At 75.0% G+C, this 25,193-nt stretch carries 23 protein-coding genes; 15 read left to right on the forward strand and 8 right to left on the reverse strand.

Features of this window, described 5'->3' with window-relative positions; genetic code table 11:
• Positions 1 to 19: 19 nt before the first annotated feature.
• Entirely contained in the window at positions 20 to 1,090 is a 1,071-nt protein-coding gene (locus tag Q2K19_RS19295; protein ID WP_302762700.1) for a DNA glycosylase AlkZ-like family protein, read from the reverse strand.
• A gap of 68 nt (positions 1,091 to 1,158) precedes the next feature.
• On the opposite strand from Q2K19_RS19295, the gene Q2K19_RS19300 reads away from it, so the two are divergent.
• Together Q2K19_RS19300 and Q2K19_RS19305 are read left to right on the forward strand one after the other, a co-directional pair.
• Positions 1,159 to 1,491 carry a PadR family transcriptional regulator gene (locus Q2K19_RS19300; protein WP_302762701.1) on the forward strand — a complete coding sequence of 111 codons (333 nt, stop codon included), beginning with the start codon at positions 1,159 to 1,161 and terminating at the stop codon, positions 1,489 to 1,491.
• Entirely contained in the window at positions 1,485 to 2,456 is a 972-nt protein-coding gene (locus Q2K19_RS19305) for a hypothetical protein (protein ID WP_302762702.1), read from the forward strand. Before Q2K19_RS19300 ends, Q2K19_RS19305 begins: the two co-directional genes overlap by 7 nt.
• Here Q2K19_RS19305 and Q2K19_RS19310 read toward each other — a convergent pair.
• From Q2K19_RS19310 to Q2K19_RS19320, 3 genes are all read right to left on the reverse strand, one after another.
• Positions 2,417 to 3,691 carry a M48 family metallopeptidase gene (locus tag Q2K19_RS19310; protein WP_302762704.1) on the reverse strand — a complete coding sequence of 425 codons (1,275 nt, stop codon included), beginning with the start codon at positions 3,689 to 3,691 and terminating at the stop codon, positions 2,417 to 2,419. The two genes, Q2K19_RS19305 and Q2K19_RS19310, sit on opposite strands and share 40 nt — an antisense overlap.
• Positions 3,692 to 3,749: 58 nt before the next feature.
• Positions 3,750 to 4,181 carry a hypothetical protein gene (locus tag Q2K19_RS19315; protein ID WP_302762706.1) on the reverse strand — a complete coding sequence of 144 codons (432 nt, stop codon included), beginning with the start codon at positions 4,179 to 4,181 and terminating at the stop codon, positions 3,750 to 3,752.
• 262 nt (positions 4,182 to 4,443) lie between these two features.
• Positions 4,444 to 5,577, reverse strand: a complete 1,134-nt coding sequence (locus tag Q2K19_RS19320) for a hypothetical protein (protein ID WP_302762707.1) — start codon at positions 5,575 to 5,577, stop codon at positions 4,444 to 4,446.
• Positions 5,578 to 5,634: 57 nt separating this feature from the next.
• Here Q2K19_RS19320 and Q2K19_RS19325 point away from each other — a divergent pair, with 57 nt between their 5' ends.
• The 3 genes from Q2K19_RS19325 (at position 5,635) to Q2K19_RS19335 (ending at position 8,395) form a co-directional block, all read left to right on the forward strand.
• Positions 5,635 to 7,155 carry an RNB domain-containing ribonuclease gene (locus Q2K19_RS19325; RefSeq protein ID WP_302762709.1) on the forward strand — a complete coding sequence of 507 codons (1,521 nt, stop codon included), beginning with the start codon at positions 5,635 to 5,637 and terminating at the stop codon, positions 7,153 to 7,155.
• Positions 7,156 to 7,224: 69 nt separating this feature from the next.
• The gene (gene npdG / locus Q2K19_RS19330; protein WP_302762710.1) at positions 7,225 to 7,923 is read left to right on the forward strand and encodes an NADPH-dependent F420 reductase; all 699 of its coding nucleotides are present in this window, start codon (positions 7,225 to 7,227) and stop codon (positions 7,921 to 7,923) included.
• A gap of 28 nt (positions 7,924 to 7,951) precedes the next feature.
• Entirely contained in the window at positions 7,952 to 8,395 is a 444-nt protein-coding gene (locus tag Q2K19_RS19335) for a VOC family protein (RefSeq protein ID WP_302762712.1), read from the forward strand.
• 45 nt (positions 8,396 to 8,440) lie between these two features.
• Here Q2K19_RS19335 and panB read toward each other — a convergent pair whose 3' ends face one another.
• Complete coding sequence (panB, locus tag Q2K19_RS19340; protein WP_302762714.1) at positions 8,441 to 9,286, reverse strand: 3-methyl-2-oxobutanoate hydroxymethyltransferase; 846 nt, start codon at positions 9,284 to 9,286, stop codon at positions 8,441 to 8,443.
• A gap of 139 nt (positions 9,287 to 9,425) precedes the next feature.
• A complete protein-coding gene (locus tag Q2K19_RS19345; RefSeq protein WP_302762716.1) occupies positions 9,426 to 11,189 on the reverse strand; it encodes an NAD+ synthase in 1,764 nt (587 codons plus the stop codon).
• 231 nt (positions 11,190 to 11,420) lie between these two features.
• On the opposite strand from Q2K19_RS19345, the gene glnA reads away from it, so the two are divergent.
• From glnA to Q2K19_RS19360, 3 genes are all read left to right on the forward strand, one after another.
• On the forward strand, positions 11,421 to 12,770 hold the full coding sequence (gene glnA, locus Q2K19_RS19350; protein WP_302762717.1) for a type I glutamate--ammonia ligase: 1,350 nt from the start codon (positions 11,421 to 11,423) through the stop codon (positions 12,768 to 12,770).
• Between the two features lie 35 nt (positions 12,771 to 12,805).
• Positions 12,806 to 13,498: a helix-turn-helix transcriptional regulator gene (locus Q2K19_RS19355; protein ID WP_302762718.1), complete on the forward strand. Its 693-nt coding sequence runs from the start codon at positions 12,806 to 12,808 to the stop codon at positions 13,496 to 13,498.
• 126 nt (positions 13,499 to 13,624) lie between these two features.
• Positions 13,625 to 13,996, forward strand: a complete 372-nt coding sequence (locus tag Q2K19_RS19360) for a VOC family protein (protein WP_302762719.1) — start codon at positions 13,625 to 13,627, stop codon at positions 13,994 to 13,996.
• Positions 13,997 to 14,221: 225 nt separating this feature from the next.
• Here the strand turns inward: Q2K19_RS19360 and Q2K19_RS19365 are convergent, their stop codons facing one another.
• Positions 14,222 to 14,695 carry a hypothetical protein gene (locus Q2K19_RS19365; protein WP_302762720.1) on the reverse strand — a complete coding sequence of 158 codons (474 nt, stop codon included), beginning with the start codon at positions 14,693 to 14,695 and terminating at the stop codon, positions 14,222 to 14,224.
• A 171-nt stretch (positions 14,696 to 14,866) separates the two neighbouring features.
• Positions 14,867 to 15,796 (reverse strand): S66 peptidase family protein, encoded by a 930-nt coding sequence (locus Q2K19_RS19370; protein WP_302762721.1) that lies wholly within the window; start codon positions 15,794 to 15,796, stop codon positions 14,867 to 14,869.
• A 72-nt stretch (positions 15,797 to 15,868) separates the two neighbouring features.
• Here Q2K19_RS19370 and Q2K19_RS19375 point away from each other — a divergent pair, with 72 nt between their 5' ends.
• From Q2K19_RS19375 to Q2K19_RS19405, 7 genes are all read left to right on the forward strand, one after another.
• Positions 15,869 to 16,636: a type 1 glutamine amidotransferase gene (locus Q2K19_RS19375; RefSeq protein WP_302762722.1), complete on the forward strand. Its 768-nt coding sequence runs from the start codon at positions 15,869 to 15,871 to the stop codon at positions 16,634 to 16,636.
• Between the two features lies 1 nt (position 16,637).
• The gene (locus tag Q2K19_RS19380; RefSeq protein WP_302762723.1) at positions 16,638 to 19,652 is read left to right on the forward strand and encodes a bifunctional [glutamine synthetase] adenylyltransferase/[glutamine synthetase]-adenylyl-L-tyrosine phosphorylase; all 3,015 of its coding nucleotides are present in this window, start codon (positions 16,638 to 16,640) and stop codon (positions 19,650 to 19,652) included.
• Positions 19,653 to 19,779: 127 nt separating this feature from the next.
• Positions 19,780 to 21,297: a hypothetical protein gene (locus tag Q2K19_RS19385; RefSeq protein WP_446839799.1), complete on the forward strand. Its 1,518-nt coding sequence runs from the start codon at positions 19,780 to 19,782 to the stop codon at positions 21,295 to 21,297.
• Positions 21,298 to 21,359: 62 nt separating this feature from the next.
• Entirely contained in the window at positions 21,360 to 22,775 is a 1,416-nt protein-coding gene (gene mptB / locus Q2K19_RS19390) for a polyprenol phosphomannose-dependent alpha 1,6 mannosyltransferase MptB (RefSeq protein ID WP_302762725.1), read from the forward strand.
• An 11-nt stretch (positions 22,776 to 22,786) separates the two neighbouring features.
• A complete protein-coding gene (gene mptB, locus Q2K19_RS19395; protein WP_302762726.1) occupies positions 22,787 to 24,286 on the forward strand; it encodes a polyprenol phosphomannose-dependent alpha 1,6 mannosyltransferase MptB in 1,500 nt (499 codons plus the stop codon).
• A gap of 77 nt (positions 24,287 to 24,363) precedes the next feature.
• A complete protein-coding gene (locus tag Q2K19_RS19400; RefSeq protein ID WP_302762727.1) occupies positions 24,364 to 24,717 on the forward strand; it encodes an ArsR/SmtB family transcription factor in 354 nt (117 codons plus the stop codon).
• The gene (locus tag Q2K19_RS19405; RefSeq protein ID WP_302762728.1) at positions 24,714 to 25,175 is read left to right on the forward strand and encodes an SRPBCC family protein; all 462 of its coding nucleotides are present in this window, start codon (positions 24,714 to 24,716) and stop codon (positions 25,173 to 25,175) included. Before Q2K19_RS19400 ends, Q2K19_RS19405 begins: the two co-directional genes overlap by 4 nt.
• Positions 25,176 to 25,193: the final 18 nt, after the last annotated feature.

A 25,193-nucleotide genomic window follows, 5' to 3' on the forward strand; every position in this document is an offset into this window, starting at 1 on the left:
GGCCGGCAATGCCGGCCGGTCAGGCCGACGGGAGGCGGACCTCCGGTAGGCCCAGCCAGGACGCCAGCGCCGTCAGTTCCTCGCGTAGCGCCGCCGTCAGCTCCGGCGGGAACGGGACGTCCTCGTGGATCGCGTGGACCCGCAGCACTTTGGCCTTCCGGTCGGCCGTGGCGTCCACCTTGCCGACCAGCCGCTCGTGGTGCAGCACCGGCAGCGCGAAGTAGCCCCAGCGCCGCTGCGCCTTCGGCACGTACATCTCCAGGCGGTACTCGAAGTCGAAGAGTTCGAGGGCCCGTTGGCGGTCGTGCACCAGCCGGTCGAACGGGGACAGCAGGGCGGTGCGCCCGGTGAACGGCGCGCCGTCGAGCGCCGCCGGGTCGACCCGCCACACGCCGGACGTACCCTCGATCTCGGCCGGCTCGCCGGCCGCGCCGACCACCACGGGGCGGGCGACGCCGAGCGAGCGGAGCAGTCGCTCGTCGCGCCTCCGGCGGGCCTCCTCGGCGGGGACGATCGGCGTGCCGGGCGGGTAGACCCGCTCGGCCAGGTCCCACGTCCGCTGCCGTCCGACCCGGCCGGATATGGCCACCTCGCCGCGCGCGTTGAGGAACTCCAGCAGCTGGGTGACGTTGCGGTTGTTGGTCCAGCCGGTCGACGGCCACGGCACGACACTGCGGTCCGGCACGTCCCGGCTCAGCAGCGGGCCGGAGTCGCGCAGCAGGTCGAGCACGTACCGCCGGAACGCGTCGTTGGCCGCCAGCCAGTCGCGCCGGCGGGCGTCCTCCGGCCAGGCGGCCGTCTCGGCGAGGTGCAGCCCCAGGTCGGCCATCGGCCGCACCATCGCTCGTTGCTCGAAGAGGGCGCGCTCCTCCTCGAGGGCCCGGGTCAGGTGACTCGGCTGGTACGCGGCGCCGAGTCGGGTCCAGGCGACCAGGTCGGCGTTGGGCGCGACGGCGGCGGTCGGGTCCAACTGGAGGAACGTCAACCGGTCCACCACCGCGCGCAGGTCGGTGGGGCGGTGCGCGTCGAGCAGTTGGGCCCGGACGGCGACGCGGCGGGCGGTGGCGCGGTCGAGCCGGTGCGTGGTCACGGGGCGAGGTTAGTACCGGGTGCCGACATCCTCGACACCCTATGTAGAGTTCCGATAGAGTTCGACCCATGCGGATGACCATCCCGGTGGCGAAGGTGCTCTCCGCGCTCGTCGCCGATCCCGAGGCCCCGCGCTACGGACTCGACCTGATGAAGCTCACCGGCCTGCCCAGCGGCACCCTCTACCCCGTCCTGCACCGGCTGCAGGCCGCCGGCTGGCTCAGCGCCAACTGGGAGGACGTCGACCCGGTCGCCGCCGCCCGGCCTGCCCGTCGCTACTACCGGCTCACCGCCGAGGGCGTCCGGGCCGCCCGGCAGGCGCTGGCCGAGTTGCGCGCGCTCGCCCCGGACCGTCACGGGTTCCAGGGCGGTGCCGAGCCGACGGGTGCCCCGGCGTGGTGACCCGGCGGCTGGCCGCGTACCTGCTGCGCGCGGCGGTGCGGCGCTGGCCGGCGGAGCTGCGCAGCGAGCTGTCCCGGGAGTGGGACGCCGAGCTGCACGTGCTGGCGGAGCGGGGGGAGCGGTGGCGGATGCTGCGCTTCGCCGGCAGCCTGGCCGTCAGCCGCGCCAGCGAGCCGGTCGCCGACCGGCCCCGGTTCGACGCCCGGGCCTGCCGGACGGCGGCGACCCTGCTGCTGGCCCCGCCGGCCTGCCTGATCATCATTCTGGCCTCGGGCCTGCTGATGAACATCGCGGTCAACCAGGCCTTTGCCCCGGCGCAGTGGCTGACCGACGCCCAGCCGTCGATGCTGACCGTCCTCACGGCCGGCCTCGCGATGCTGCTGGCCTGGCTCGCCTACGCCAGCGCCGTCCGCGGCGCCCGCACCGGCCCGGTCCGTACCGCGCTCGGCATCGTGCTGCCCATCGGCCTGACCGCCGTCGGTGCGGAGTACGCCTTGAACACGACCACCGACGACCTGGTCCGCGTCGCGCCGGCCCTGCTGGTGTGGCTCCCCGGACTCACCCTGGTGCTCCACCTCGTGGGGGCGCTCGCCGTCCGAGGCCGCACCCGGGCCGCCTGGTGGGTCGGCGTGCTGTGCGCGCTCGCCCTCGCCGACCTCGCCGTGGCGCTCATGGTGATCAACCACATCCCCGGCGGTCCGGAGACCGTCATCGACGGGGTGGCGCAGGCCGACACCATCGACCGGATCTCCGCGCCACTGTGGCTCGTCACCAGCTTGACCGACTCGTCCCTCGGACTACCCCGACCGACACCGTCGGAGATCTTCCTGATCAGCGACCTGGTGGAGCTGCAGCCCTTCCTCTACCTGGCCTGCACCCCGTACGCGCTGGCGTACGCCGTCGGCGCGGCGCGGGCGGACCGGTCTCAGGCGGACCAGCTGGCGATTCGGCCCGTCCGCTCGTAGTGCCGGGCCAGCTCCGCGTCGATCCGCCCGGCGCGGTCCTCGGTGAGCACCACCCTGGGGTCCTGCCACTGGCGCGCGGTGAGCATCCGGTGGCGCAGGCCCGCCGGGGGATGGGTGGTGAACAGCGAGGTGTCCTCCCGGATGGAGAGCTGGCGCACCAGCGGCAGCCGTTCGGCCGCCCCGTCCAGCGAGCGGGCCAGCCCCGCCCGCCAGGTGGCCGCTCCGTGCCCGCCCCGGGCTCCCTGGCGGACCACCAGCGCCACCGACTCCTCGCTCAGCAGCACGTCGAGCAGGCGGGTGGCCCCCGCCGTGCCGGCCACCCGGGCGGACATCTCGTCGGCCAGGTACTCGGCCCGCTGGCTGTCCCGCAGCGCGGTGGCGACCAGCACCAGGTGACCGACGAAGAGCAGCTTGGACAGCGTCCAGGACACCATCCGGCCCAGCCACTCGCCGATCAGCTCCAGGATCCCGCCGCCCTGGACGCCGCCCGCCGGACGGAACAGGTCAGCGGCGGTGCCGAGCATGGTCAACGCCGGCTGGGTCACCGGCCCGCGCCGGACGTCGCCGTTGACGAAGTGGCCGAGCTCGTGGCCGAGCAGCGCCACCCGCGTCTGCCCGTCGAGCGCGCCCCACAGCGGCAGCCCCAGGGCGAGCACCCGCCGCCGGCGCAGCCCCACCGAGGTCGCGTACGCGTTGATGTCGCTGTCGACGCCGATGACGTGCGGCACCGGCGCGCCGAGCGCGCCCGCCACCTCCTCGACCAGGGCGTGCAGCTCGGGCGCCTCGTCGCGGGTGAGCACCTCCAGGTCCGGGTCGATCCGGCCGAACCGGGGCCGCAGCGCCACCGCCAGCGCGATCAGCGCCACCCCGAAGACGACCGCGAAATTCGGGAACGGGTACGCGAAGAGCAGCCAGACCCCGGCCGCCGCCAACGCCAGCACCCCCGCCAGGAGCAGCAGCGAGACGCCGACCGTCAGCACACCGGCCAGGCCCGGCCCGGACGACTCCAGCGGGCGGGCGACGAGCGCGGCGTACTGGTGTCGGGTGAGCCGGGCCGCGAGCCGGTGGGTCCGCCGGTCGATCCAGGACCAGCCGAACTCGCGCGCCTGGCGGGCCCGGTCGTAGCCGTCGAGATTCCATTCGCAACCGGCGCACCAGGGCATCGCCTCGTGGATCGACACCGTCGCCGCGCCGCACTCCGGACAGGCCCCCGTACCGGCCATCGTGGTGATCATGACCGCCGATCCTCGCCGGGATCGCCCGCCGGGGATACCGGCCGTTCGGCGGACCCGGTCAGCTCGGACAGGGCAGCCGCTCCAGCGCGGCCGGGGCGCCGGCCCGGCGTACCACCTGGGCGAAGCACCCCTCGGCGGTGGCCCGCTGCCAGCCGAACACCGACGCGGCGGTCTTCGCCACGCGTACCCGGAAGACCAGTCGGACCCCGGCGGGGTCGGCCGCCACGGTCAGCACCTCGACCCCCGCCACGGCGCCCGCGGCGTCCCGCAGGGCGGTCTCCCGCGCGGCCGGCTCGGCCAGCAGGGCAGCCCTGGTGCGCTGGGCGGTGGCCGTCACCTCGCGCTCGGCGCGGCGCTCCAGCCGCTGCTGGGACCGGTCCCGCAGGAGGGGCGGGGCCACCGCGGCACCCACCGCGGCGAGCACCACGAGCACCGTGCCGGCGACCAGCCAGCGTCGCCGGTGTGCCGAGCGTCCTCCCCCGTACCGCACCCGGGGATTGTCCGACACCGACCGGCCACCCGGCTGCCCCGTCTTTCGCCGTTTCGCCTCCGCACCCGATCGGGCACGTCTACTGTGGAGGACATAGACGACTATTTCGGGCGTTCCGGTGGCGGCCGGGCGGAACCCGGTGCACAGTGATCGAATGAGCGACAACGGAAGTGGTGGGCACTACTACTGGTGCACGCGACACCACCGGGTCGAGACCGATGCCGACGTGTGTCCCGCGAAGCACGTTCTCGGACCGTACGCCTCAGCCGCCGACGCGGAGAACGCCCTGCAGCAGGTGCGGGAGCGCAACGAAGCGTGGGACGCGGAGGACGCCCGTTGGGCCGGGGAGGAGAGGTAGACGGCGCGGGACGGCCCGCGTCGAGGTGATCCGTGCTCCGCGAGGGCGAGAGCACGTCCCCAAGGAGGGAACCGAGATGGCCGTAGCACAGCAGGCCACCACCCGCCCAGCGGCGAAAGGTACCACCCCGAAGAAGACCACCGCGGCGAAGCGCACCGTCGGTGGAGCCACCGCCCGGACGGCGACGGTCACCAAGGCCTCCCCGAACGCCTCCGGCGCCGGCGCCGGTCGGGTGCCCGCGAAGAAGGCGGTCGGCCGGAAGGCCGCCGCGAAGAAGGTCGTGTCGGCGGCGCGGACGGCCCCCGCGAAGAAGGCTCCGGCCACGAAGACCACCGCGAAGAAGGCGCCCGCCAAGAAGGCCACCGCGCGGAAGACCACCGCGGCGGCGAGGAAGGCCCCGGCGAAGAAGACCACGGCGGCCGCGAAGAAGGCGCCCGCGAAGAAGACCACGGCGGTGGCGAAGAAGGCCCCGGCGAAGAAGACCACGGCGGCCGCGAAGAAGGCGCCCGCGAAGAAGACCACGGCGGTGGCGAAGAAGGCCCCGGCGAAGAAGACCACCGCGGCCGCGAAGAAGGCCCCGGCGAAGAAGACCACCGCGGCGGCGAAGAAGACCACGGCCGCGAAGAAGGCGCCCGCCAAGAAGACCACGGCGGCGGCGAAGAAGGCACCCGCGGCCAAGAAGGCGCCGGCGAAGAAGACGACCGCCGCGAAGAAGACCACGGCGGCGAAGAAGACCACGGTGAGGAAGACGACCGCGGCGACCCGCCCGAGCGGGGGCGCCCGCACCGCGGCGGCGAAGAAGGCGCCGGCGCGGAAGGCCACCGGCACCTCCGCCACCACCGCGCGCAAGGCGGCGGGAAGGAGGGCCGCCGGGGCCGTGGGCCCGGTCGAGGCCAGGACGAGCACCTCGACCGGCACCCACAAGCGGGTCACCGCCGCCCGCAAGCCGGCCGGCACCCGGGTGGTCGCGGGCCGGTCGACGGCCAAGCCGGCGAGCACCCGGCGGACCACCGCCTGACCACCCGGCTCGCCGCCCACCGTCGCGCCGCCGCGTCGGGGGAGCGGATCACGCGCCGCGCTGTCAGGATTGACCCCGTGGTGATCCGACGTGTACTGGCGCCCCGCATCGACTTCGGCGCGCTGCGCCGCGAGCTGGGACTGCCCGAGCGATTCCCGGCCGCGGCGCAGCGCGAGGCCGACGAGGCGGCGGCCGCGCCGCTGCCCGCGGCCGCCGATCGCACCGACGTCCCGTTCGTCACGGTCGACCCGGCGGCGTCCCGCGACCTCGACCAGGCGATGCACCTCGGCCGCCGCCCCGGTGGCGGTTTCCGGGTCCGGTACGCCATCGCCGACGTCGCCACCCACGTCCGCCCCGGTGGCGCGCTGGAGGAGGAGACCTGGCGCCGGGGGCAGACCGTCTACCTGCCCGACGGCAACGTGCCGCTGCACCCGCACACGCTCAGCGAGGGCGCCGCCAGCCTGCTGCCCGACGCCGACCGGGCAGCGGTGCTCTGGACCATCGACCTCGACGCCGACGGCGGCACGGTCGGCGTCGCGCTGGAACGTGCCCGGGTACGCAGCCGGGCCAAGCTCGACTACGTCGGCGTCCAGGCCGCCGCCGACGCCGGCCGGCTGCCCGAGCCGATCGCCCTGCTGCCCGAGATCGGCGCCCTGCTCACCGCCCGCGGGCTGCGCCGGGGCGCGGTCAACCTGCCGCTGCCCGAACAGGACGTCGAGCCCGACGGCGACGGCTGGCGGCTGGTGCTGCGCGGGCCCGGCCCGATGGAGGACCACAACGCCCAGATCTCCCTGCTGACCGGGATGGCCGCCGCCGAGATCATGCTCGCCGGCCGGATCGGGCTGCTGCGGACCATGCCGCCACCCCGCCCCGAGGCGGTGGAGCGGCTGCGGCTGGCCGCCGGCCCGCTGGGCGTGCACTGGCCGGCGGGGACGTCCGTCGGTGAGGTGCTCGCCGGGCTGGACGCCTCCCAGCCCCGGGCGGCGGCCTTCATCGACCAGGCGGCCGAGCTGATGCGCGGGGCCGCGTACACCGCCTTCGACGGCGAGCTGCCGGAGCAGCCGGAGCACGGCGGGGTGGCGGCCGCGTACGCCCACGTGACGGCCCCGCTGCGCCGGCTCGCCGACCGGTACGCGACCGAGGTCTGTCTCGCCCTGCACGAGGGCCGGGAGGTGCCGGACTGGGTACGCGCCGCGCTGCCGAAGCTGCCGGAGGTGATGGCGAGCACCGACCGGACCGCGTCGGCGGCCACCCGGGGCGCGGTCGAGCTGGCCGAGGCGGTGCTGCTGGCCCACCGGGTGGGGGAGACGTTCGAGGCGGCGGTGCTCGACGTGGACGCGCCCCGGCCGGCCGCCGAGGTGCCCCGCCAGCCGGGGCAGGCGCAACCCGGGCGGCCGGGCACGGACGGCGGGGACAGACCCGCCCGCCCGTCCGGGAACGGCGGCCGGCCGGGCCGGCCGCCGGGCGGAACGGTCGCGCTGGACGAGCCGCCGGTCCGCGCCCGCTGCCTCGGCGAGCTGCCGCTCGGCGACCGGGTCCCGGTCCGCCTGGTCACCGCCGACCCGGTCGAGCGGAAGGTCCTCTTCGAACGCGCCTGACCCCCGCAGCGGGGATTGTCACAGGGCCTGGCCGCCCGGCCGCCCGATGACTTTTGCGAGGATGGCCGCATGGCTTACGACGCGACCACGCTGCCCGACGTCTCCGGGCTGACCGTCGGCATCATCGGGGGCACCGGGGATCAGGGGCGCGGGCTCGCCTACCGGTTCGCCCGGGCCGGGCAGACCGTGCTGATCGGCTCCCGCTCCGCCGAGCGGGCGGCGGCGGCCGCCGCCGAGATCGCCGCGCTGCCCGGCGTGCCGGCCGGCGCCGCGGTGGCGGGTGCGGACAACGACGAGGTCGCCCGCCGCAGCGACGTGGTGGTCATCGCGGTCCCGTGGGACGGGCACGCCGCCATCGTCGCTGCCCTGGCCGGTCCGCTGGTCGGCAAGATCGTGGTCGACTGCGTCAACCCGCTCGGCTTCGACAAGCAGGGTCCGTACGCGCTCGCGGTCCCCGAGGGCAGCGCCGTCCAGCAGGCCGCCGCGCTGCTGCCCGAGTCCCGGGTCTGCGCCGCGTTCAATCACGTCTCCGCGCCGCTGCTGGCCGACCCGGAGATCGACCGGATCGACCTGGACGTGCTGATCTGCACCGAGGACCGGGAGCTGGTCGGGGTGGTCGCCGCGCTCGCCGCCCGGATCCCCGGCATGCGGGGCATCTACGCCGGCCGGCTGCGCAACGCCCACCAGATCGAGGCGTTCACCGCCAACCTCATCGCGATCAACAAGCGGTACAAGGCGCACGCCGGGATCCGGGTCACCGACCTGTGACGTCGCACCCGTGCGGCACCATCGCCGCATGGAGTGGCAACTGGTGATCGACTGTAGGGAGCCGTCGCGGCTCGCCGCGTTCTGGGCGGAGGCCCTGCGCTACCGTCCACAGCCGCCGCCGGCCGGGCACACCACCTGGCGGGAGTGGTATCTCTCGGTCGGCATCCCGGCCGAGGAGCTCGGCGAGGGCGACTGCCTGGACCGCCTGGAGGACCCGACCGGTGCCGGGCCGCGGATCTGGTTCCAGCCGGTCCCCGAGCCGAAGTCCGTCAAGAACCGGCTGCACATCGACCTGAAGGTCGGTGGCGGACGGGCGGTGCCGCTGCCCCGGCGACGGGCGAGCGTCGACGCGGAGGTGGCGCGGCTGACGGGGCTGGGGGCCACGGTGCTCGGCCGGATGGACGATCCGGGGAACGACCACTACGCGGTGCAGCTCGCCGACCCGGAGGGCAACGAGTTCTGTGTGGTCTGACCGGTTCGGGCGGTGCGGCCCGGAAGCCGCACCGCCCGGCGGTCCTCAGAAGGTGTGCTCGGCGGCCGGGAACTGCCCGCCCCGGACCTCCTCGGCGTAGCGGCGGGTGGCGTCGGTCAGCACGCCGGCCAGGTCGGCGTAGCGCTTGACGAAGCGCGGCGCCTTGCCGGTGCGCAGCCCGGCCATGTCCTGCCAGACCAGCACCTGGGCGTCGGTGTCCGCGCCGGCTCCGATGCCGACGGTGGGGATCCGCAGCTCGGCGGTGATCCGCTTGGCGACCTCACCGGGCACCATCTCCAGCACCACCGCGAAGGCGCCCGCCTCGGCGACCGCCCGGGCGTCGGCGATCACCTCCTCGGCGGTGTCGCCGCGGCCCTGGACCCGGTAGCCGCCCAGGGTGTGCTCGCTCTGCGGGGTGAAGCCGATGTGCGCCATCACCGGGATGCCGGCCCCGACGATGGCCTCGATCTGGGCCGCGCAGCGCCGGCCGCCCTCCAGCTTCACCGCGTGGCAGCCGCCCTCCTTCATGAACCGCACCGCGGTGCGCAGCGCCTGTGTCGGCCCCTCCTCGTACGAGCCGAACGGCAGGTCGCCGACGATGAGCGCGTGCCGGGTCGCCCGGACCACCGCCCGTACCAGGGGCAGCAGCTCCTCGGCGGTCACCGGCAGGGTGGTCTCGTAGCCGAAGACGTTGTTGGCCGCCGAGTCGCCGACCAGCAGCACCGGAATCCCCGCCTGGTCGAAGATCGAGGCGGTGTACTGGTCGTACGAGGTGAGCATCGCCCAGCGCTCGCCGCGCTCCTTGGCGGCGATCAGGTCGCGGGTGCGGACCCGCCGGGTGGCCGGCCCGCCGTACAGGGCGGTCACCTCGGTCGGGGTGGACTCCACCATGACTCTCTCCTTCCTCGAGGCCGCGTTCGCGGTCCCCGGGTTCCGCCGCGATCGTCGCATCGCGCGACCGGGCTGCGGCAGGGCGGAGTGGAGGATGTCACTCCCCGGCCGGCGGTGGCGGGCCGGGGACGAGGTCCGCTCAGCCGTGCTCGCGCCAGCGGTTGGTGATCGGTAGCCGGCGGTCCCGTCCGAACGCCTTCATGGAGATCTTGGTGCCGGGGGCGGACTGCCGCCGCTTGTACTCGGCGGTATCCACCATCCGCAGCACCTTGTCCACGACGGCCGGGTCGTGGCCGGACTCGATCAGGCCGTCCCGACCCAGGTCGCCGTCGACGTAGCCGATGAGGATCGGGTCGAGGACGTCGTAATCGGGCAGGGTGTCGCTGTCGAGCTGGCCGGGGCTCAGCTCGGCCGACGGCGGCTTGCCGATCGAGCTCTCCGGGATCGGCGGGGTCTCGCCGCGCCGCTCGGCGTCCGCGTTCCGCCACCGGGCCAGCCGCCAGATCAGCGTCTTCCACACGTCCTTGACCGGGTTGTAGCCGCCGACCGAGTCGCCGTACAGGGTGGAGTAGCCGACGGCCAGCTCGCTCTTGTTGCCGGTGGTGAGGACCAGGTGGCCCTCCTGGTTCGACAGCGCCATGAGGACCACGCCGCGGACCCGGGCCTGGAGGTTCTCCACCGCCACTCCGGACAGCGACATGTTGGCCAGGAAGGCGTCGACCATCGGCTGGATCGGCTGGATCCGGTAGTCCAGGCCGGTCCGCTTGGCCAGCTCCTCGGCGTCGGCTCGGGAGTGTTCCGACGAGTGCTGGCTGGGCAGCGAGACACCGGCCACCCGCTCCGGACCGAGCGCGTCGACCGCGATGGCTGCGGACACCGCGGAGTCGATGCCGCCGGAGAGGCCGAGCACCACGGACGGGAAGCGGTTCTTGTTGACGTAGTCGCGCAGGCCCAGCACCAACGCCTGCCACACCTCGGCCTCGTCGGCGACCGGCTCGATGATCCCGCCGATCGCCGGCTCGTCGGTGCGGGCCGGCGGGAGGATGTCGCCGAGGTTGGCCCGCACCACCCGCATCCCGTCGGCCAGCTCCTCGCCGTGGTCCACCGGTTCCTTCGCCGGGGGCAGGTCCACGTCCTGCACCAGCAGGTGCTCGACGAACTGCGGCGCGCGGGCGAGCAGCCTGCCGTCCGCGCTGACGATCATCGAGTCGCCGTCGTAGACCAGCTCGTCCTGGCCGCCGACCATGTTCACGTACGCGATGGCGGCCCCCGCCTCGGCGGCCCGGCGGCGGACCAGCGGCAGCCGGACGTCGTCCTTGTTCAACTCGTACGGCGAGCCGTTGATGTTGAGCACCAGCCCCACGCCGGCCTGCCGGGCCACCGCGAACGGGCCGCCGGCCTGCCAGAGGTCCTCGCAGATGGTCAGCGCGACGTCCACCCCGCCGATCCGGGCCACGGTGAGCGTGTCGCCGGGCACGAAGTAGCGGTCCTCGTCGAAGACGCCGTAGTTGGGCAGGTGGTGCTTGAAGTAGGTGGCCGCGACCGCGCCGCGGTGCAGCAGCGCGGCGGCGTTGCGGGCCCCCTTGCCCGGCACGGCGTCGGAGCTGACCTGCGGCGGGCCGTCCGCGTCCAGGTAGCCCACCAGCACCGGCAGGTCGCCGAGCCCGTCGGCGGCCAGGTCGGCGGCGAGCCCGGCCAGCGCGGCCCGGGACGCGGCGACGAACGACCGGCGGAAGACCAGGTCCTCGACCGGGTACCCGGTCAGCATCAGCTCGGGGAAGAGGGCGAGCTGGGCACCGGCGTCGGCCGCCTTCCGGGTCCAGGCGCGGACCAGGTCTGCGTTGCCGGCGATGTCGCCGACGGTCGGATTCACCTGGCACAGGGCGAGACGCAGGGTGGGCATGTCCTCATCTTCCCTCAGCCGGACCGGCCGAATCCGGTCGGACGCGGGAGACGGCGGACACCCCGTCCGGGCCCCGGCCGACGGGTCCGGGCGGCGTCCCCGCGGGCGGGACACGGCGGGACGTCGCGCGGGGTGTTCGCGTAACGTCGGCGTAACCAGGCCGGTGGAGACTGGGCGGTCAGGCCGGTGCCGCCGGCCCGGTGCCGGACGTACGTGTCACGAGGGGTGGAAGTGGACCGTCAGCAGGAGTTCGTCCTCCGTACGCTGGAAGAGCGGGACATCCGCTTCGTCCGGCTGTGGTTCACCGACGTGCTCGGCACGCTCAAGAGCGTGTCGGTGGCCCCCGCGGAGCTGGAGGCGGCCTTCGAGGAGGGCATCGGCTTCGACGGCTCGGCCATCGAGGGCTTCGCCCGGGTCTTCGAGTCGGACATGGTGGCCATGCCCGACCCGACCACCTTCCAGGTCTTCCCCTTCGAGGGCGGGGTCAGCGGCGAGAGCGCCCGGATGTTCTGCGACATCCTGCTCCCCGACGGCAGCCCGTCCTGGGCCGACCCGCGGCACGTGCTGCGCCGGGCACTCTCCAAGGCGGCCGAGAAGGGCTTCACCTTCTACACCCACCCGGAGATCGAGTTCTTCCTGCTGGAGGACGGCGCCAACGACGGCTCCGTGCCGATGCCGGTGGACACCGGCGGCTACTTCGAGCACACCACCCACGCGGTGGCCCGGGACTTCCGCCGGCAGGCGGTGCTGGCGCTGGAGCGGATCGGCATCTCGGTGGAGTTCAGCCACCACGAGGTGGCCCCCGGCCAGCAGGAGATCGACCTGCGCTACGCCGACGCGCTGACCACCGCCGACAACATCATGACCTTCCGGCACGTGGTGAAGGAGGTGGCGCTCTCCACCGGCGTGCAGGCCAGCTTCATGCCCAAGCCCTTCACCGACCAGCCGGGCAGCGGGATGCACACCCACCTGTCGCTGTTCGAGGGGGAGCGCAACGCGTTCCACGACGCGGGCGACCCGATGAAGCTCTCCAAGGTGGCCAAGTCGTTCATCGCCGGGCTGCTCACCCACGCCCGCGAGTACACCGCGGTCACCAACCAGTGGGTGAACTCCTACAAGCGGCTCTTTCCGCTGGCGCTACCGGACCGGATCACCGAGAGCCCCGCGTACGTGTGCTGGGGTCACCTGAACCGGTCCGCGCTGGTCCGGGTGCCGGCCTACGGCAAGCCGAACTCGGCCCGGGTGGAGGTCCGGTCGCTGGACTCGGCGACCAACCCCTACCTGGCCTTCGCGGTGATGCTCGGCGCCGGCCTCAAGGGCATCGAGGAGGGGTACGAGCTGCCCCCGGGCGCCGAGGACGACGTCTGGTCGCTGAGCAGCGCCGAGCGCCGCGCGATGGGCTACGAGGCGCTGCCGGAGAACCTGGCCGAGGCGATCGACGTGATGGCCGGCTCGGAGCTGGTCGCCGAGATCCTCGGCGAGCACGTCTTCGACTTCTTCCTGCGCAACAAGCGCGCCGAGTGGGAGCAGTACCGCCGCGAGGTCACCCCGTACGAGCGGCAGCGCTACCTGTCGCTCTGAGCCGTCCTGTCGTACGCCGGGCATAGCGTGCGGGAGTGAATCGGACCGACCGTCTCTACGCCCTGGTGGAGGAGCTGCGGGCGGTGTCGCCCCGCCCGCGCAGCGCGCGCTGGCTGGCCCAGCGCTTCGAGGTCAGCGCCCGCACCATCGAGCGGGACATCTCCGCGCTCCAGGCCGCCGGGGTGCCGATCTGGGCCGAGCCGGGCCGCACCGGCGGCTACGTGGTCGACCGGGCGCGCACCCTGCCGCCGGTCAACCTGAGCCCGGTCGAGGCGGTGGCGATGGCCGTCGCGCTGCACCGCCTCGGCGGCACGCCGTTCGCCCCGGCCGCCGGCGCCGCGCTGCGCAAGCTGGTCGCGGTGATGCCCGTCGCCGACGTGGCCGAGGCGCACCGCCTCGCCGGCCGGGTGCACCTGATCGGCGGCGGGCCGGCCACGCCCGTCCCGGCGGCCGTCGCCGACGCGGTCGCCGCGCGGCGGGTGCTCCGCCTGACGTACGCGGACCGCGCCGGCGCGGACTCGGTGCGCGACGTGGAGCCGCTGGCCTACCTGGGCAACCCGACGCACTGGTATCTGATCGCCTGGTGCCGGCTGCGCGACGGGCTGCGCTGCTTCCGCACCGACCGGATCGTCGCCGTGCGGCCGCTGGCCGAGACGGTGACCCGGGAGCTGGACCCGGGCGACCTCGACATCCCCCAGGAGCGGGTGCGCCGCCTCAGCCTGGTCTGAGCTCAACGTGGCCGAGGCCAGCCGGGATGGAAGAGCGCCGGAAACACCGACAGGACGGTGTCGCGAAGGAGGGTGAGGCTGCTTCCCGACGCCGGCCGACCGGGCCGGCGCGGAGAAGGAGGCAGCATGTCCAGCACGCCCGTGACCTGGTTCGAGATCGGCTCCGACCGCCCGGACGAGGTCGAGCGCTTCTACGCCGACCTGTTCGGCTGGACGTTCGAGGAGCAGGGTGCGCCGGGGGCGTCGTACCGGCAGACGGCGGCCGGCGGGGAGCAGGGGATCGGCGGCGCGATCCGGGCCACGAACGGGACCTCGTCGAACTACGCCATCTTCTATGCCGAGGTGGCGGACGTGGCGGAGACCTGCCGGCGGGCCGAGGCGGCCGGCGGCAAGGTGCTGGTCCCGCTGCGTACCGCGCCGAGCGGGCTCACCTTCGCGCACCTGCTCGACCCGTCGGGCAACCACCTCGGCGTCTTCACCCCACCCGCCGTGGGGTGAGCGGTCGGCCGCCTTCGGGTGCGTTTGTGGTCACCCCGGCGACGACAAACGCCCCCGAACCGCCGGCTCTGACGGACCGTACCTGCGCGGAACGGACCCGCGTCCGCCCCGGCAGCGCCGCCGGGGCGGACGCGCGTCCCGGGAGGGGGGTGGTGGCCCCGCCGGGGAGCGGGTGCCGGCCGGGAGGGAATGTCGGCCGGTGCGGAGACGGCGGGGCCACCTCGGTCACTTGTCGCCGGTGCCGGACCAGCCGCGGTGGCCGTGACCACCCCACGGGCCCGGGAAGACGCCGCTCTCGACGGCCTTCAGCACCGCGTCGGCCTGCTCCTGGGTGAGCTTGCCGTCCTTGACGGCCTGGTCCAGCCGCTCCTTCAGCGCGGCCTGCCGGTCCTCGGTCGACGGCCGCTCCGGCCGGTCGCCCTGGTGCTGCTCGCGGAGCTTCTCCAGCGCCGCGGTGACCTTGTCGGTCGAGACGCCCAGCTCCTTGGCGAGCGCCTCGGCGAACTCCTGCTGCCGGTCGGCGCGCCGCTGCTGCTGGTCGCTGCCCTGGTCGGTGCTCGTGCTCGTGCTGGCGCTCGGGGCCGGGCTCGGGCTCTTGTTGTCGGCGAGCGCCACCGTCGGGGCGGCGATCCCGACGCCGAGCACCCCGGCGGCGGCCAGGCCGACCAGCACGTGCTTCCTCGACATCCTGCGGATCATGCGGTTCTCCAATTCGGTGGTGGTGCGATGACCTCACCGAGAGTGACGGCTGAACCTGGGGAGATCCCGTCGGGACCCTATGAACCACCTGGAAATCGGGCGGCCAACCCCGGTGATCATGAAGTTGGGGATCTTCACAGCGCCGCTAACCGCATGATCAACTTTGTCGGGTCAGTGGACGGCGGGGGAGACCGTGAGGGTGCCGGTGTCGGCGTCGAGGATGGCGTCGGTGCCGACGGGGACCGTCAGCTGGCCGACGCCGTGACCGATGGGGAGGCCGCCGAGGACCGGCACGCCGAGGTCGGCCAGGCGCTCGGTGAGCACGTCGGTCACCGTGGTGTCCCAGCCGTCGGCGCACTCGGTGAACTGGCCCACCGCCACCCCGGCAATGCCGTCCAGCGCGCCGCAGCGGCGCAGGTGGGTGAGCATCCGGTCGACCTTGTACGGCGGCTCCTGCACCTCCTCGATCAGCAGCACCGCCCCGGTCAGGTCCGGCATGTCCGGGGTGCCGATCGAGGCCGTGATCAGGCAGAGGTTGCCGCCCAGCAGCCGGCCCTGCGCCCGGCCGGGCACCCGGACCGGGTACGTCTCCTCCTCCTTCACCGCCTCGACGGTGACCGGCTCGGTGGTCATCAGCGCGGCGTGCAGCGACTCCGCCGAGCGGAGCGGGGTGCGGTCGTCCAGCCAGGCCGCCCCCGGGCCGTGCACGCTGGCCAGCCGGGCGCCCCGCCAGAGCGCGAACTGCAGCGCGGTGATGTCGGAGAAGCCGGCCACCACCTTCGGGTCCCGGCGGACCGCGGCCATGTCCGCCAGGTCCACCACCCGCTGCGCGCCGTAGCCGCCCCGGGTGCAGATCACCCCGCGCACGTCGGGGTCGGCGAAGGCGGTGTTCAGGTCCGCGGCCCGCAGCTCGTCCCCGCCTGCCAGGTAGCCCTGGCGGGCGTACGCGTTCGGCGCCAGCACCGGGCGCAGCCCCCAGCCGGTCAGCAGCTCGATGCCCCGGGCCACCCGTTCCGGCCGGGTCGGGCCGGACGGTGACACCAGCATCACCCGGTCGCCGGGACGCAGGACGGGGGCGCGCAGGCAGTCGTCGGTGGGCACGTGCGGAGCCTAGTGGGCGTCCGGGCCGAGCCGGACCGGGCGTCGTCGGGCGTACCGGATAGCCTCGGTGTCGTGGCGACCGCGCTGGTGATCGAGAACGACCCGACCGACGACCTCCGCCGACTGGGGGAGTGGCTCACCGAGGGAGGGATCGAGCTGCGGGTGCTGCGCCCGCACGCCGGCGACGACCTCCCCGCCGACCTCGACGGGTACGCCGCGCTGGTGGTGCTCGGCGGCGAGCAGCAGGCCTACCCGCTGCCCGACGGCCGCCCCGGCGCGCCCTGGTTCCCCGCCCTGGAGGGGCTGCTGCGCAAGGCGGTCCGGCAGCGCATCCCCACCCTCGCGGTCTGCCTGGGCGCGCAGCTGCTGGCCAGCGCGCACGCCGGCCAGGTGGAACGCAGCCCGTCCGGGCCGGAGATCGGCCCCTCGGTGGTCGGCAAGCGCGACGCCGCCGACACCGACCCGCTCTTCCGGTACGTGCCGCTGATGCCGGACGTGTTCCAGTGGCACTCCGACGAGATCACCGAGCTGCCGCACGGGGCCACCCTGCTGGCCGCCTCCACCCGCTACCCGCACCAGGCGTTCCGCCTCGGCGACCGGGCCTGGGGGGTGCAGTTCCACATCGAGTGCGACACCGCCATGATCGCCGACTGGGCCCGCGACTCGACCCTCCTCGCCGAGCTGGGCTACGACCCGGAGCTGGTGGTGGCCGCCTGCGACCGGGTGATGGCCGACGTCGAGGAGGTCTGGCAGCCGTTCGCGATCCGGTTCGCCGCCCTCGCCCTCGGCGAGCTGGACGACGCCGCCACCCGCCGCAGCCTGCCGCTGCTCGGGCAGTGACATGACCCGGCCGACTAGGGGACGGCTGGCCCGGTACGGCTTCGCCGAGGGCGACGGCGGGCGGGCCGCCGACCTGCTCGGCCCGGCCGGGCTCGGGCTGTGGCGGACCGAGGAGCAGGAACCGGTCGACGAGGGGGCCGCCGAGCTGCTGGCCGCGCTGTCCCGGGCCGCCGACCCGGATCTGGCGCTGCGCCAGCTGCACCGGCTCGTCGAGGCGGAACGGCGCTCCGGCGAGAAGCCGGAGGTGCTGGATGCCCTGGCCGCCGACCCGGGGCTGCGCCGCCGCCTGGTCGCGGTGCTCGGCGCCTCCTCGGCGCTCGGCGACCACCTGGTGGCCAACCCGCATCAGTGGACCGTGCTGGCCACCGCGCCGGACGGGCTCGCGCCCGCCGCCGACGGCCGGCTCGACCTGGGCACCGCCGCCCGGATGACCGCCGCCACCGGCCCGGTCCCGGTGCTGCGGCAGGCGTACCGGTTGGCGTTGCTGCGGATCGCGGCGGCCGACCTGACCGGCGGGCGCGGCCTGGAGCAGACCATGGCGGCGCTCTCCGGGCTCGCCGACGCCACCCTGGCGGCCGCGTTCGACATCGCCGTGGACGAGCTGCCGGAGGGGACCCGCCGGCCGCGGCTGGCCGTGGTGGCGATGGGCAAGTGCGGCGGGGACGAGCTCAACTACGTCTCCGACGTGGACGTCATCTTCGTCGCCGCCGAGGACGACGACCTGGGTGCCGCGACCCTGGTCGCCACCCGGCTGATCCACATCTGCGGGCTGGTCGCCTGGCCGGTCGACGCGGCGCTGCGACCGGAGGGCAGCCGGGGGCCGCTGGTGCGTACCCTCGCCAGCCACCTGGCCTACTACCGGCGCTGGGCCCGGACCTGGGAGTTCCAGGCCCTGCTCAAGGCCCGTCCGGCGGCCGGCGACCTGGACCTGGCCCGGGAGTGGATCGCCGAGCTCGCCCCGCTGGTGTGGACCGCCGCCGAGCGGCCGGAGGCGGTCGAGGACGTCCGCGCCATGCGCCGGAAGATCATCGACAACGTCCCGCCGAGGGAGCTGGAACGCGAGATCAAGCGCGGTCCCGGCGGGCTGCGCGACATCGAGTTCGCAGTCCAGCTGCTCCAGCTCGTGCACGGCCGGGGCGACGAGTCGCTGCGGGTGCCCGGGACCATCCCGGCGCTGCGCGCCCTGGTCGCCGGCGGCTACGTCGGCCGCGCCGACGGCGAGGCGCTGCTGCGCGGCTACCGCTTCCTGCGCGGCGTCGAGCACCGGCTCCAGCTCCAGGGGCTGCGCCGCACCCACACCGTGCCGACCGACCCGGCCGCGCTGCGCTGGCTGGCCGCCGCGCTCGGCTACCTGGCCACCCCGGGCCGCAGCGCCGTCGAGGAGTTCCGCGCCGAGTGGGTCACCCACGCCACCGAGGTACGCCGGCTGCACGCGAAGCTGCTCTACCGGCCGCTGCTGGAGTCGGTGGCCCGGGTCCCCGCGGAGGGGCTGCGGCTCACCCCGGAGGCGGCCCGGCACCGGCTGGAGATCCTCGGCTTCGCGGACCCGGCCGGGGCGCTGCGCCACCTCCAGGCCCTCACCGGCGGGGTGAGCCGGACCGCGGCGATCCAGCGCACCCTGCTTCCGGTGCTGCTCAGCGAGTTCGCCGACGCGCCGGAGCCGGACCGGGGGTTGCTCAACTACCGGCAGGTCTCCGACAAGCTCGGCAGCACCCCCTGGTACCTGCGGCTGCTCCGGGATTCCGGGCCGGTGGCCCGGCGGCTGGCCCGGGTGCTCTCCTCCTCCCGGTACGCGGCCGACCTGCTGGCCCGCGAGCCGGAGGCGTTGCGGCTGCTCGCCGAGGACACCGAGCTGACCCCGCGGCCGCGCGAGGTGCTCTGCGAGGGCTTCGCCGCGGCGGCGGCCCGGCACGGCGACCCGGTCGAGGCCACTCGGGCGGTGCGCGCCCTGCGCCGCCGGGAGCTGGTCCGGCTGGCCTGCGCCGACGTGCTCAGCCGGGCCGGCACGCTCGCCCCGCTCACCCCGCGCCCGGCCGACGGCGGCGAACGGACGCCGACCCTCGGCGACGTCGGCGCGGTCGGCACCGCCCTCTCCGACGTCGCCGACGCCACCCTGGCCGCCGCGCTGCGTACCGCGCGGGCCGCCCAGCCGGGCCCGCCCGGCCTCCGCTTCGCCGTGATCGGCATGGGCCGGCTCGGCGGGTACGAGTCGAACTACCTCTCCGACGCCGACGTGCTCTTCGTCTACGCCCCGCCGCCCGGCGTCGACGAGGCCGCGGCCAGCGCCGCGGCGCACGCGATCGCCGAGGAGTTGCGCCGGCTGCTCTCCGCGCCGGCCCCCGACCCGCCGCTCGGCGTCGACGCCGACCTGCGTCCGGAGGGCCGGCAGGGCCCGTTGGTGCGCAGCCTCGCCGCGTACGCCCAGTACTACGCCCGCTGGTCGAAGGTGTGGGAGGCGCAGGCGCTGCTGCGCGCCCGGTTCGTCTGCGGCGACGCCGACCTGGGCGCGGAGTTCGAGGCGATGGCCGACCCGGTGCGCTACCCGGCCGCCGGGCTGACCCGGGAGCAGGTGGTGGAGATCCGCCGGATCAAGGCCCGGGTGGAGACCGAGCGGCTGCCCCGGGGCGCCGACCCGGCCACCCACACCAAGCTGGGCCGGGGCGGGCTCGCCGACGTCGAGTGGGCGGTGCAGCTGCTCCAGCTCCGGCACGCCGGCCGGCGGCCCGAGCTGCGCGGCACGCGTACCCTCGACGCCCTCGCCGCCGCCCGGGACGCCGGCCTGGTGGATCCGGAGGACGCGGCCGAGATGGCCGCCGGCTGGACTCTCGCGGCGCAGGTCCGCAACGCGCTGATGCTGGTCCGCGGCCGGGCGGGGGACCAGCTGCCCGGGCACGGGGTGGAGCTGGCCGGGGTGGTCCGCCTGCTCGGCCGGGACGACCCCGGTGAGTTCCTGGATGAATACCTGCGCACCGGCCGCCGCTCCCGGGCCGCGATGGAGCGGGTCTTCGGTGCCTGAGGCGCAAGGAAGGGCCCCTTCTTATCGCCTCCTGCATAGCAGGGGCCCCCTGCTGACCCGCCCGGCGAGCGTGGTGGCGGCCGGCGTCGCGCTGCTGCTCGGCGTGGCCTTCCTGCTCGCCCCGCCGATGGGCACCGACCTGGCCGCGCAGGTCGCCCGGGCCGGGTTCGTCGCCCGCCACGACGGAACGCCGATCGACCTCGGCTGGTACGGCGGGGTGAACCAGTACGGCTACAGCCTGTTCACCGCCCGGCTGGGCGCGTGGCTCGGCGTGCGGCCCCTGGGCGTGCTCGCCGCCGTGCTCGGCGCCGCCGCCCTGGGCTGGCTCTTCGCCCGGCACCGCGCCCGCCGGCCGGTGCTGGCCGGGTTGCTCGGCGCGGTGGTGCTGGTCGGCAACCTGGCCAGTGGCCGGATCACCTTCGCCGTCGGCCTCGCATTCGGGCTGCTCGCGCTCTGCGCGGTCGGCGCTCGGTCGCCGGCTCGGCTGGTGCGGCTGGCCCTGGCCGCCGTGCTCGCCGGGGCCGCCACCTGGGCCAGCCCGGTCGCCGGGCTCTTCACCGGCCTGGCCGGGGCGGCGCTGCTGCTGGCCGGGCTGCGCCGGGGCGACGGACCGGGCCGGCCCCTGCCGGGTGGCTGGCGGGTGGACCGCCCGCTCGCCGAGAGCCTGGTCCTCTGTCTCGCGCCGGTGCTCGCGCTCGCCCCGATGGCCGTGCTGTTCGGTAACGGCGGCGCCCAGCCGTACTCGGCCGAGTCGATGCGGATCAACGTGGCGCTGGCCGTGCTGGTCCTGGTGGTCGTGCCCCGGCGCCGCCGGGTGCTGCGGATCGGCGCGGTGCTCACCGTGCTGCTGCTGGTCGCCGCCTTCTACCTGCCCAGCCCGGTCGGCTCCAACGCGCTGCGCCTGCCGATGCTCTTCGCGCTGCCGGTCCTCGCCGGGTACGCGCCGCTGCCCGGCCCGTGGCTGGCCGGCCTGCTCGCCGCCACCGTCTGGTGGCAGAACCCGGTGATGGTCAGCGACGTGACCCGGGCCGGCTCGGCGGAGAGCGACCCGGCGTTCCACCGTCCGCTCGCCGACGAACTGGCCCGGCGGCAGCCCGTCGGCCGGGTCGAGGTGGTGCCGCTGCGCGACCACTGGGAGTCGGCGTACCTGCCGCCGGTGGTGCCGCTGGCGCGGGGATGGGAACGGCAGGTGGACACCGAGCGCAACGCCCTCTTCTACGGCGACGACCTGACCGCCGACTCCTACGCGGACTGGCTGCGCCGGGAGGCGGTCCAGTACGTCGCGGTCGCGCCCGAGGCCCCGCCGGACCGGTGGGGACGCGCCGAGGCCGACCTGATCGAGGCCGGCCAGCCGTACCTGCGTGAGGTGTGGCGCAACCCGGACTGGCGGCTGTACGCCGTGGTCGACCCGACGCCGCTGGTCGGCGCGCCGGGCCGGCTGCTCTTCGCCGACCAGGCCCGGGTGCGGTTCACTGCGGAGCGGGCCGGCGACGTGCCGGTCCGCGTCCGGTGGTCGCGTTGGCTCTCCCTCGCCGGACCGGACGGGTGCGTGCGGCCCGGGCCGGACGGCTGGACCGAAGTGCGGGTCCGCACCCCGGGTGAATTCTCGGTCTCCAGCAGCCTCACCCCGGGGAACCACTGCTGAACACCCGCCCCGGTCCGGTGCCCACCGTCGGTGCCGGCCGACGGGGCTGGCAGCATGACGGGGTGTCTCACCACCTCTCGCGCTGGACCGGCCTGGCGGGCTCGGTGCTCCTCGCCGCGGCCGCCTTCCTCGGCGGCGCGTTCCCGCACGGCAACCTGCGCCCCACCCCGGTCGGCATCTGGCAGGGCCCGCACGGGCCGGTGATCCTCGGTAGCTGGCTGGTCGGCACCGCGCTGCTGGTGTGGGCCTGGTGGTCGCTGCGCGACCGGGTGCCGTCGGTTCGCTGGGCGCTGGTCACCGCCGGGCTCTGGCTGCTGCCGATGCTCGTCGCGCCGCCGTTCGGCAGCCGGGACGTGTACGCGTACGCGTGCCAGGGCGCCAGCTACGCCGCCGGGATCAGCCCGTACGAGCAGGGGGTGTCGGCGCTGCCCTGTCCGTGGCTGGACACCGTCTCGTACATCTGGCGGGACAGCCCGGCCCCGTACGGCCCACTCTTCGTGGTGATCGCCGGCGCGGTGGTCAAGGCGACCGGCTCGCTGACCGCCAGCATCGTGCTGTTCCGCCTGCTCAGCCTGGCCGGCGTGGGGCTCACCGCGTACGCCGTGCCGGTGCTCGCCCGGCGCTGCGGCGTGCCGGCCGAGCGGGCGGTGTGGCTGGCGCTGGCCTGCCCGCTGGTGGCCATGCACCTCATCGGCGGCCCGCACAACGACGCCCTGATGGTCGGGACGCTGGTCGCGGGGCTGGCCGTGGTGGCGTCCCACCCGGGTCGGCCCGGTCCGCTGCTGGCCGGCGGAGTCCTGCTCGGTCTCGCGGTGGCGATCAAGCCGACCGCCCTGGTCGTGGTGCCGTTCGCCGCGCTGGCGGCGATGGTCGGGCCGTACTCGATCCGGACGCTGGTGCGCGACGGCGGGTGGGTGGTCGGCGCGGCCGCCGCCACCGTCGTCGGGGTGACCTTCGGCGGTGGCCTGGACTTCGGCTGGGTCGGCGGGTTGTCGCAGGGCGGCGTGGCCGTCGCGTGGACCTCCCCGCCGACCGCGGTCGGGCAGACCATCGGTCAGGTCGCCGCGTTGTTCGGGGCGCACGTCGACGCGCTCCCGGTGACCCGGGGGGTCGCCGTGGTGCTGCTGGCCGTGCTGCTGGTGTGGCTGTGGTGGCGGGCCCGGGACCGGGATCCGTTGTACCACGCGGGGCTGGCGCTGGCCCTGACCGTGGCACTGTCCCCGGTGGTGCACCCCTGGTACTGGATCTGGCCGCTGACCGTCCTCGCCGCGACCGCCGCCCTGCGGGAGAAGTGGTACCTGGTGGTCGCCGTCGTCGGGTCGTTCCTGATCCTGCCGGACGGCACCGGCCTGCCCCGGTGGACCAAGATGCCCGGTGCGCCGCTGATGACGCTGTTGGTGATCGTGGTGGTGGTCCGGTTGGTACGGTCGGCTCGGGCGGTCCCCCGGCCGGCCACCGCCGAGCGAGGAGCCGACTGAGGAGAGGTCCGGTGAGCGAATCCGGCGCGGTGCCCGACGGTCCGGTCCGGCCCGTCGCCGCCGACCTCGCCCGGTACGCGGGACTCGCCGGCGCGACGCTGCTGACCGTCGCCGGCTGGCTGGGCGGCGCGCTGCCCGACGCCCCGCTCACCACCAGCCTCGCCGACCTCTGGCACGCCCCGCACGGGCCGTGGGCGCTCGGCTGCTGGCTGGCCGGCACGCTGCTGCTGGTGGGCGCCTGGTGGTCGCTGCGCTGGGGCGCGCCGTCGACCCGGTGGGCCTACCTGACCGCCGGGCTGTGGCTGTTGCCGCTGCTGGTCGCGCCGCCGCTGGGCAGCCGGGACGGCTACTCGTACGTCTGCCAGGGCTGGTCGTGGGCGCACGGCGCGGATCCCTACCGGGTGGGGGTGGCGGCGGCCGGCTGCCCCTGGACGGACGCGGTGTCGCCGATCTGGCGGGACACCCCGGCGCCGTACGGTCCGTTCTTCGTCCTGCTGGCCGGCCTGGCGGTGCTGGCCGGGGGCGGCCTGGTCGGGGCGCTCGTGCTGCTGCGGGTGGTCGCGGTGGCCGGGGTGCTGCTGGCCGCGCTCTGCGTGCCCGGCCTGGCCCGGGCCTGCGGGGTGCCGTCCCGGCGGGCGGCCTGGCTGGTGCTGGCCTGCCCGCTGGTCGGGGTGCATCTGGTGGCCGGCGCGCACAACGACGCGGTGGGGCTCGGGCTGGTCCTGTTCGGCCTGCTGGTGCTGGTCCGGCGGCCCGGCAAGCCGCGCGCGCTGGTGGTGGCCGGGGTGCTGCTGGGCCTGGCGGTGGCGGTGAAGGCGGTCGCCGTGGTGGTGCTCCCGTTCGCCGCGCTCGCCGCGGTGCTGGGCCGGTACACGCCGCGTGCGCTGCTGCGCGACGCCGGCTGGCTGGCCGGGGGAGCGCTGGCCGCGCTGCTGGTCACCTCGCTCGGCACCGGGCTGGGGCCGGGCTGGGTGGGCGGCCTGGAGCGCAGCGGCGACTCGCAGCAGTGGACCTCGCCGCCGACCGCGGTGGGTTTCGTGGTCGACTACGCGGGCGCCCTGTTCGGCCGGGAGCCGCACGCGGTGCCGGTCGCCCGGGCGGTCGCGTTGGTGCTGCTCGCGGCGTTGCTGGTGGCGCTCTGGTGCTGGGCCTGGGCGGCGTTGCGCCGGCTCAACGACGTCCGGCAGCGGGTGGTCCGGCTGGCCGCCGCCCGGTCCCGGATCGCGCTGACCGGGGCGGGATTGGCGCTGGCCGCCACCGTGCTGCTGGCTCCGGTCTTCCACCCCTGGTACGCGATCTGGCCGCTGGCCCTGCTGGCGGTGGCGACGCGGTCGCCGGCCCGGACGGTCTGGTTCGTGGCGCCCTGCGCGGTGGCCTCGGTGCTGGTGCTGCCCGATGGCACGAACCTGGCCCGGTTCACCAAGGCCCCGGGGGCGATCCTGATGACCGTGCTGGTGGTGGCGGTCGTGGTGGCGGCGGTCCGGGCCGGCCTGGCCCGGCGCGTCCGCTGAATTTCCCGATGTGGTTGACGTGGTTCGCTCTGACCTCTATGTTTAACGCATCCGTTAATTAACGAGGTGGTTAAGCAGTGGCAGACGATCGACTCAGCGTCATCTTCGCGGCGCTGGCCGACCCGACCCGCCGGGCGATCCTCGCCCGGCTGGCCGAGGGGGACGCCACCGTCTCGGAGCTCGCCGAGCCGTTCGCGATCAGCCTCCCGGCGATCTCCCGGCACCTGAAGGTGCTCGAGCAGGCCGGCCTGATCACCCGGAGCCGGAGCGCGCAGTGGCGCTCCAGCAGCCTCAACCCGGAGCCGTTGCGCGAGGCGACGGCCTGGATGGAGCGCTACCGGCAGTTCTGGGACGCCAACTTCGACCGGCTCGACGCCCACCTCAAGCGGATGCGGGCCGAACAGGGGACACGAGAGAGGGAAACACCATGACCGAGGCCACGATGCAGGAGCTCGTCATCACCCGCGTCTTCGACGCGCCGCGCGAGCTGGTCTGGCGCGCGTTCACCGACCCGGACCAGTTCGCCCAGTGGTTCGCCCCGGTCGGCTGGTCGGTGCCGCGGGACACCGTCGACATGGACGTCCGGGTCGGCGGTCACCAGCGCTTCGTCATGGTCAACGACGAGGACCCGGCCATGACCTCGCCGGCCGACGGCACCTTCAGTGAGGTGGTCGAGCACGAGCTGCTGGTCGGCTACGAGGAGGCGCGGGGCGTGCCGGGGGTGCCCGACGGCACCCGGTTCACCCTCCGGCTGGAGTTCCACGCCGAGCCCGGCGACCGGACCCGGCTGGTGCTGCGCCAAGGCCCGTTCGCGCCGGAGATGCGGTCCGGCGCCGAGCAGGGCTGGGGCAGCTCCTTCACCAAGCTGGACGCGCTGCTCGCCCGCTGAGGGCGGCGCGCGAACCGG

Origin of the sequence: Micromonospora sp. NBRC 110009, from assembly GCF_030518795.1 — a bacterium.
Classification (GTDB): domain Bacteria; phylum Actinomycetota; class Actinomycetes; order Mycobacteriales; family Micromonosporaceae; genus Micromonospora.

What these genes read in the sequence shown, in the direction of transcription:
- Q2K19_RS19360 (WP_302762719.1), top strand. Translation starts at nt 13,625, where the DNA reads ATGTCCAGCACGCCCGTGACCTGGTTCGAGATCGGCTCCGACCGCCCG.
- npdG (WP_302762710.1), top strand. Translation starts at nt 7,225, where the DNA reads ATGGCTTACGACGCGACCACGCTGCCCGACGTCTCCGGGCTGACCGTC.
- Q2K19_RS19335 (WP_302762712.1), top strand. Translation starts at nt 7,952, where the DNA reads ATGGAGTGGCAACTGGTGATCGACTGTAGGGAGCCGTCGCGGCTCGCC.
- Q2K19_RS19380 (WP_302762723.1), top strand. Translation starts at nt 16,638, where the DNA reads ATGACCCGGCCGACTAGGGGACGGCTGGCCCGGTACGGCTTCGCCGAG.
- Q2K19_RS19365 (WP_302762720.1), bottom strand. Translation starts at nt 14,695, where the DNA reads ATGATCCGCAGGATGTCGAGGAAGCACGTGCTGGTCGGCCTGGCCGCC.
- Q2K19_RS19405 (WP_302762728.1), top strand. Translation starts at nt 24,714, where the DNA reads ATGACCGAGGCCACGATGCAGGAGCTCGTCATCACCCGCGTCTTCGAC.
- Q2K19_RS19310 (WP_302762704.1), bottom strand. Translation starts at nt 3,691, where the DNA reads ATGATCACCACGATGGCCGGTACGGGGGCCTGTCCGGAGTGCGGCGCG.
- panB (WP_302762714.1), bottom strand. Translation starts at nt 9,286, where the DNA reads ATGGTGGAGTCCACCCCGACCGAGGTGACCGCCCTGTACGGCGGGCCG.
- Q2K19_RS19345 (WP_302762716.1), bottom strand. Translation starts at nt 11,189, where the DNA reads ATGCCCACCCTGCGTCTCGCCCTGTGCCAGGTGAATCCGACCGTCGGC.
- Q2K19_RS19385 (WP_446839799.1), top strand. Translation starts at nt 19,780, where the DNA reads ATGGGCACCGACCTGGCCGCGCAGGTCGCCCGGGCCGGGTTCGTCGCC.
- Q2K19_RS19300 (WP_302762701.1), top strand. Translation starts at nt 1,159, where the DNA reads ATGCGGATGACCATCCCGGTGGCGAAGGTGCTCTCCGCGCTCGTCGCC.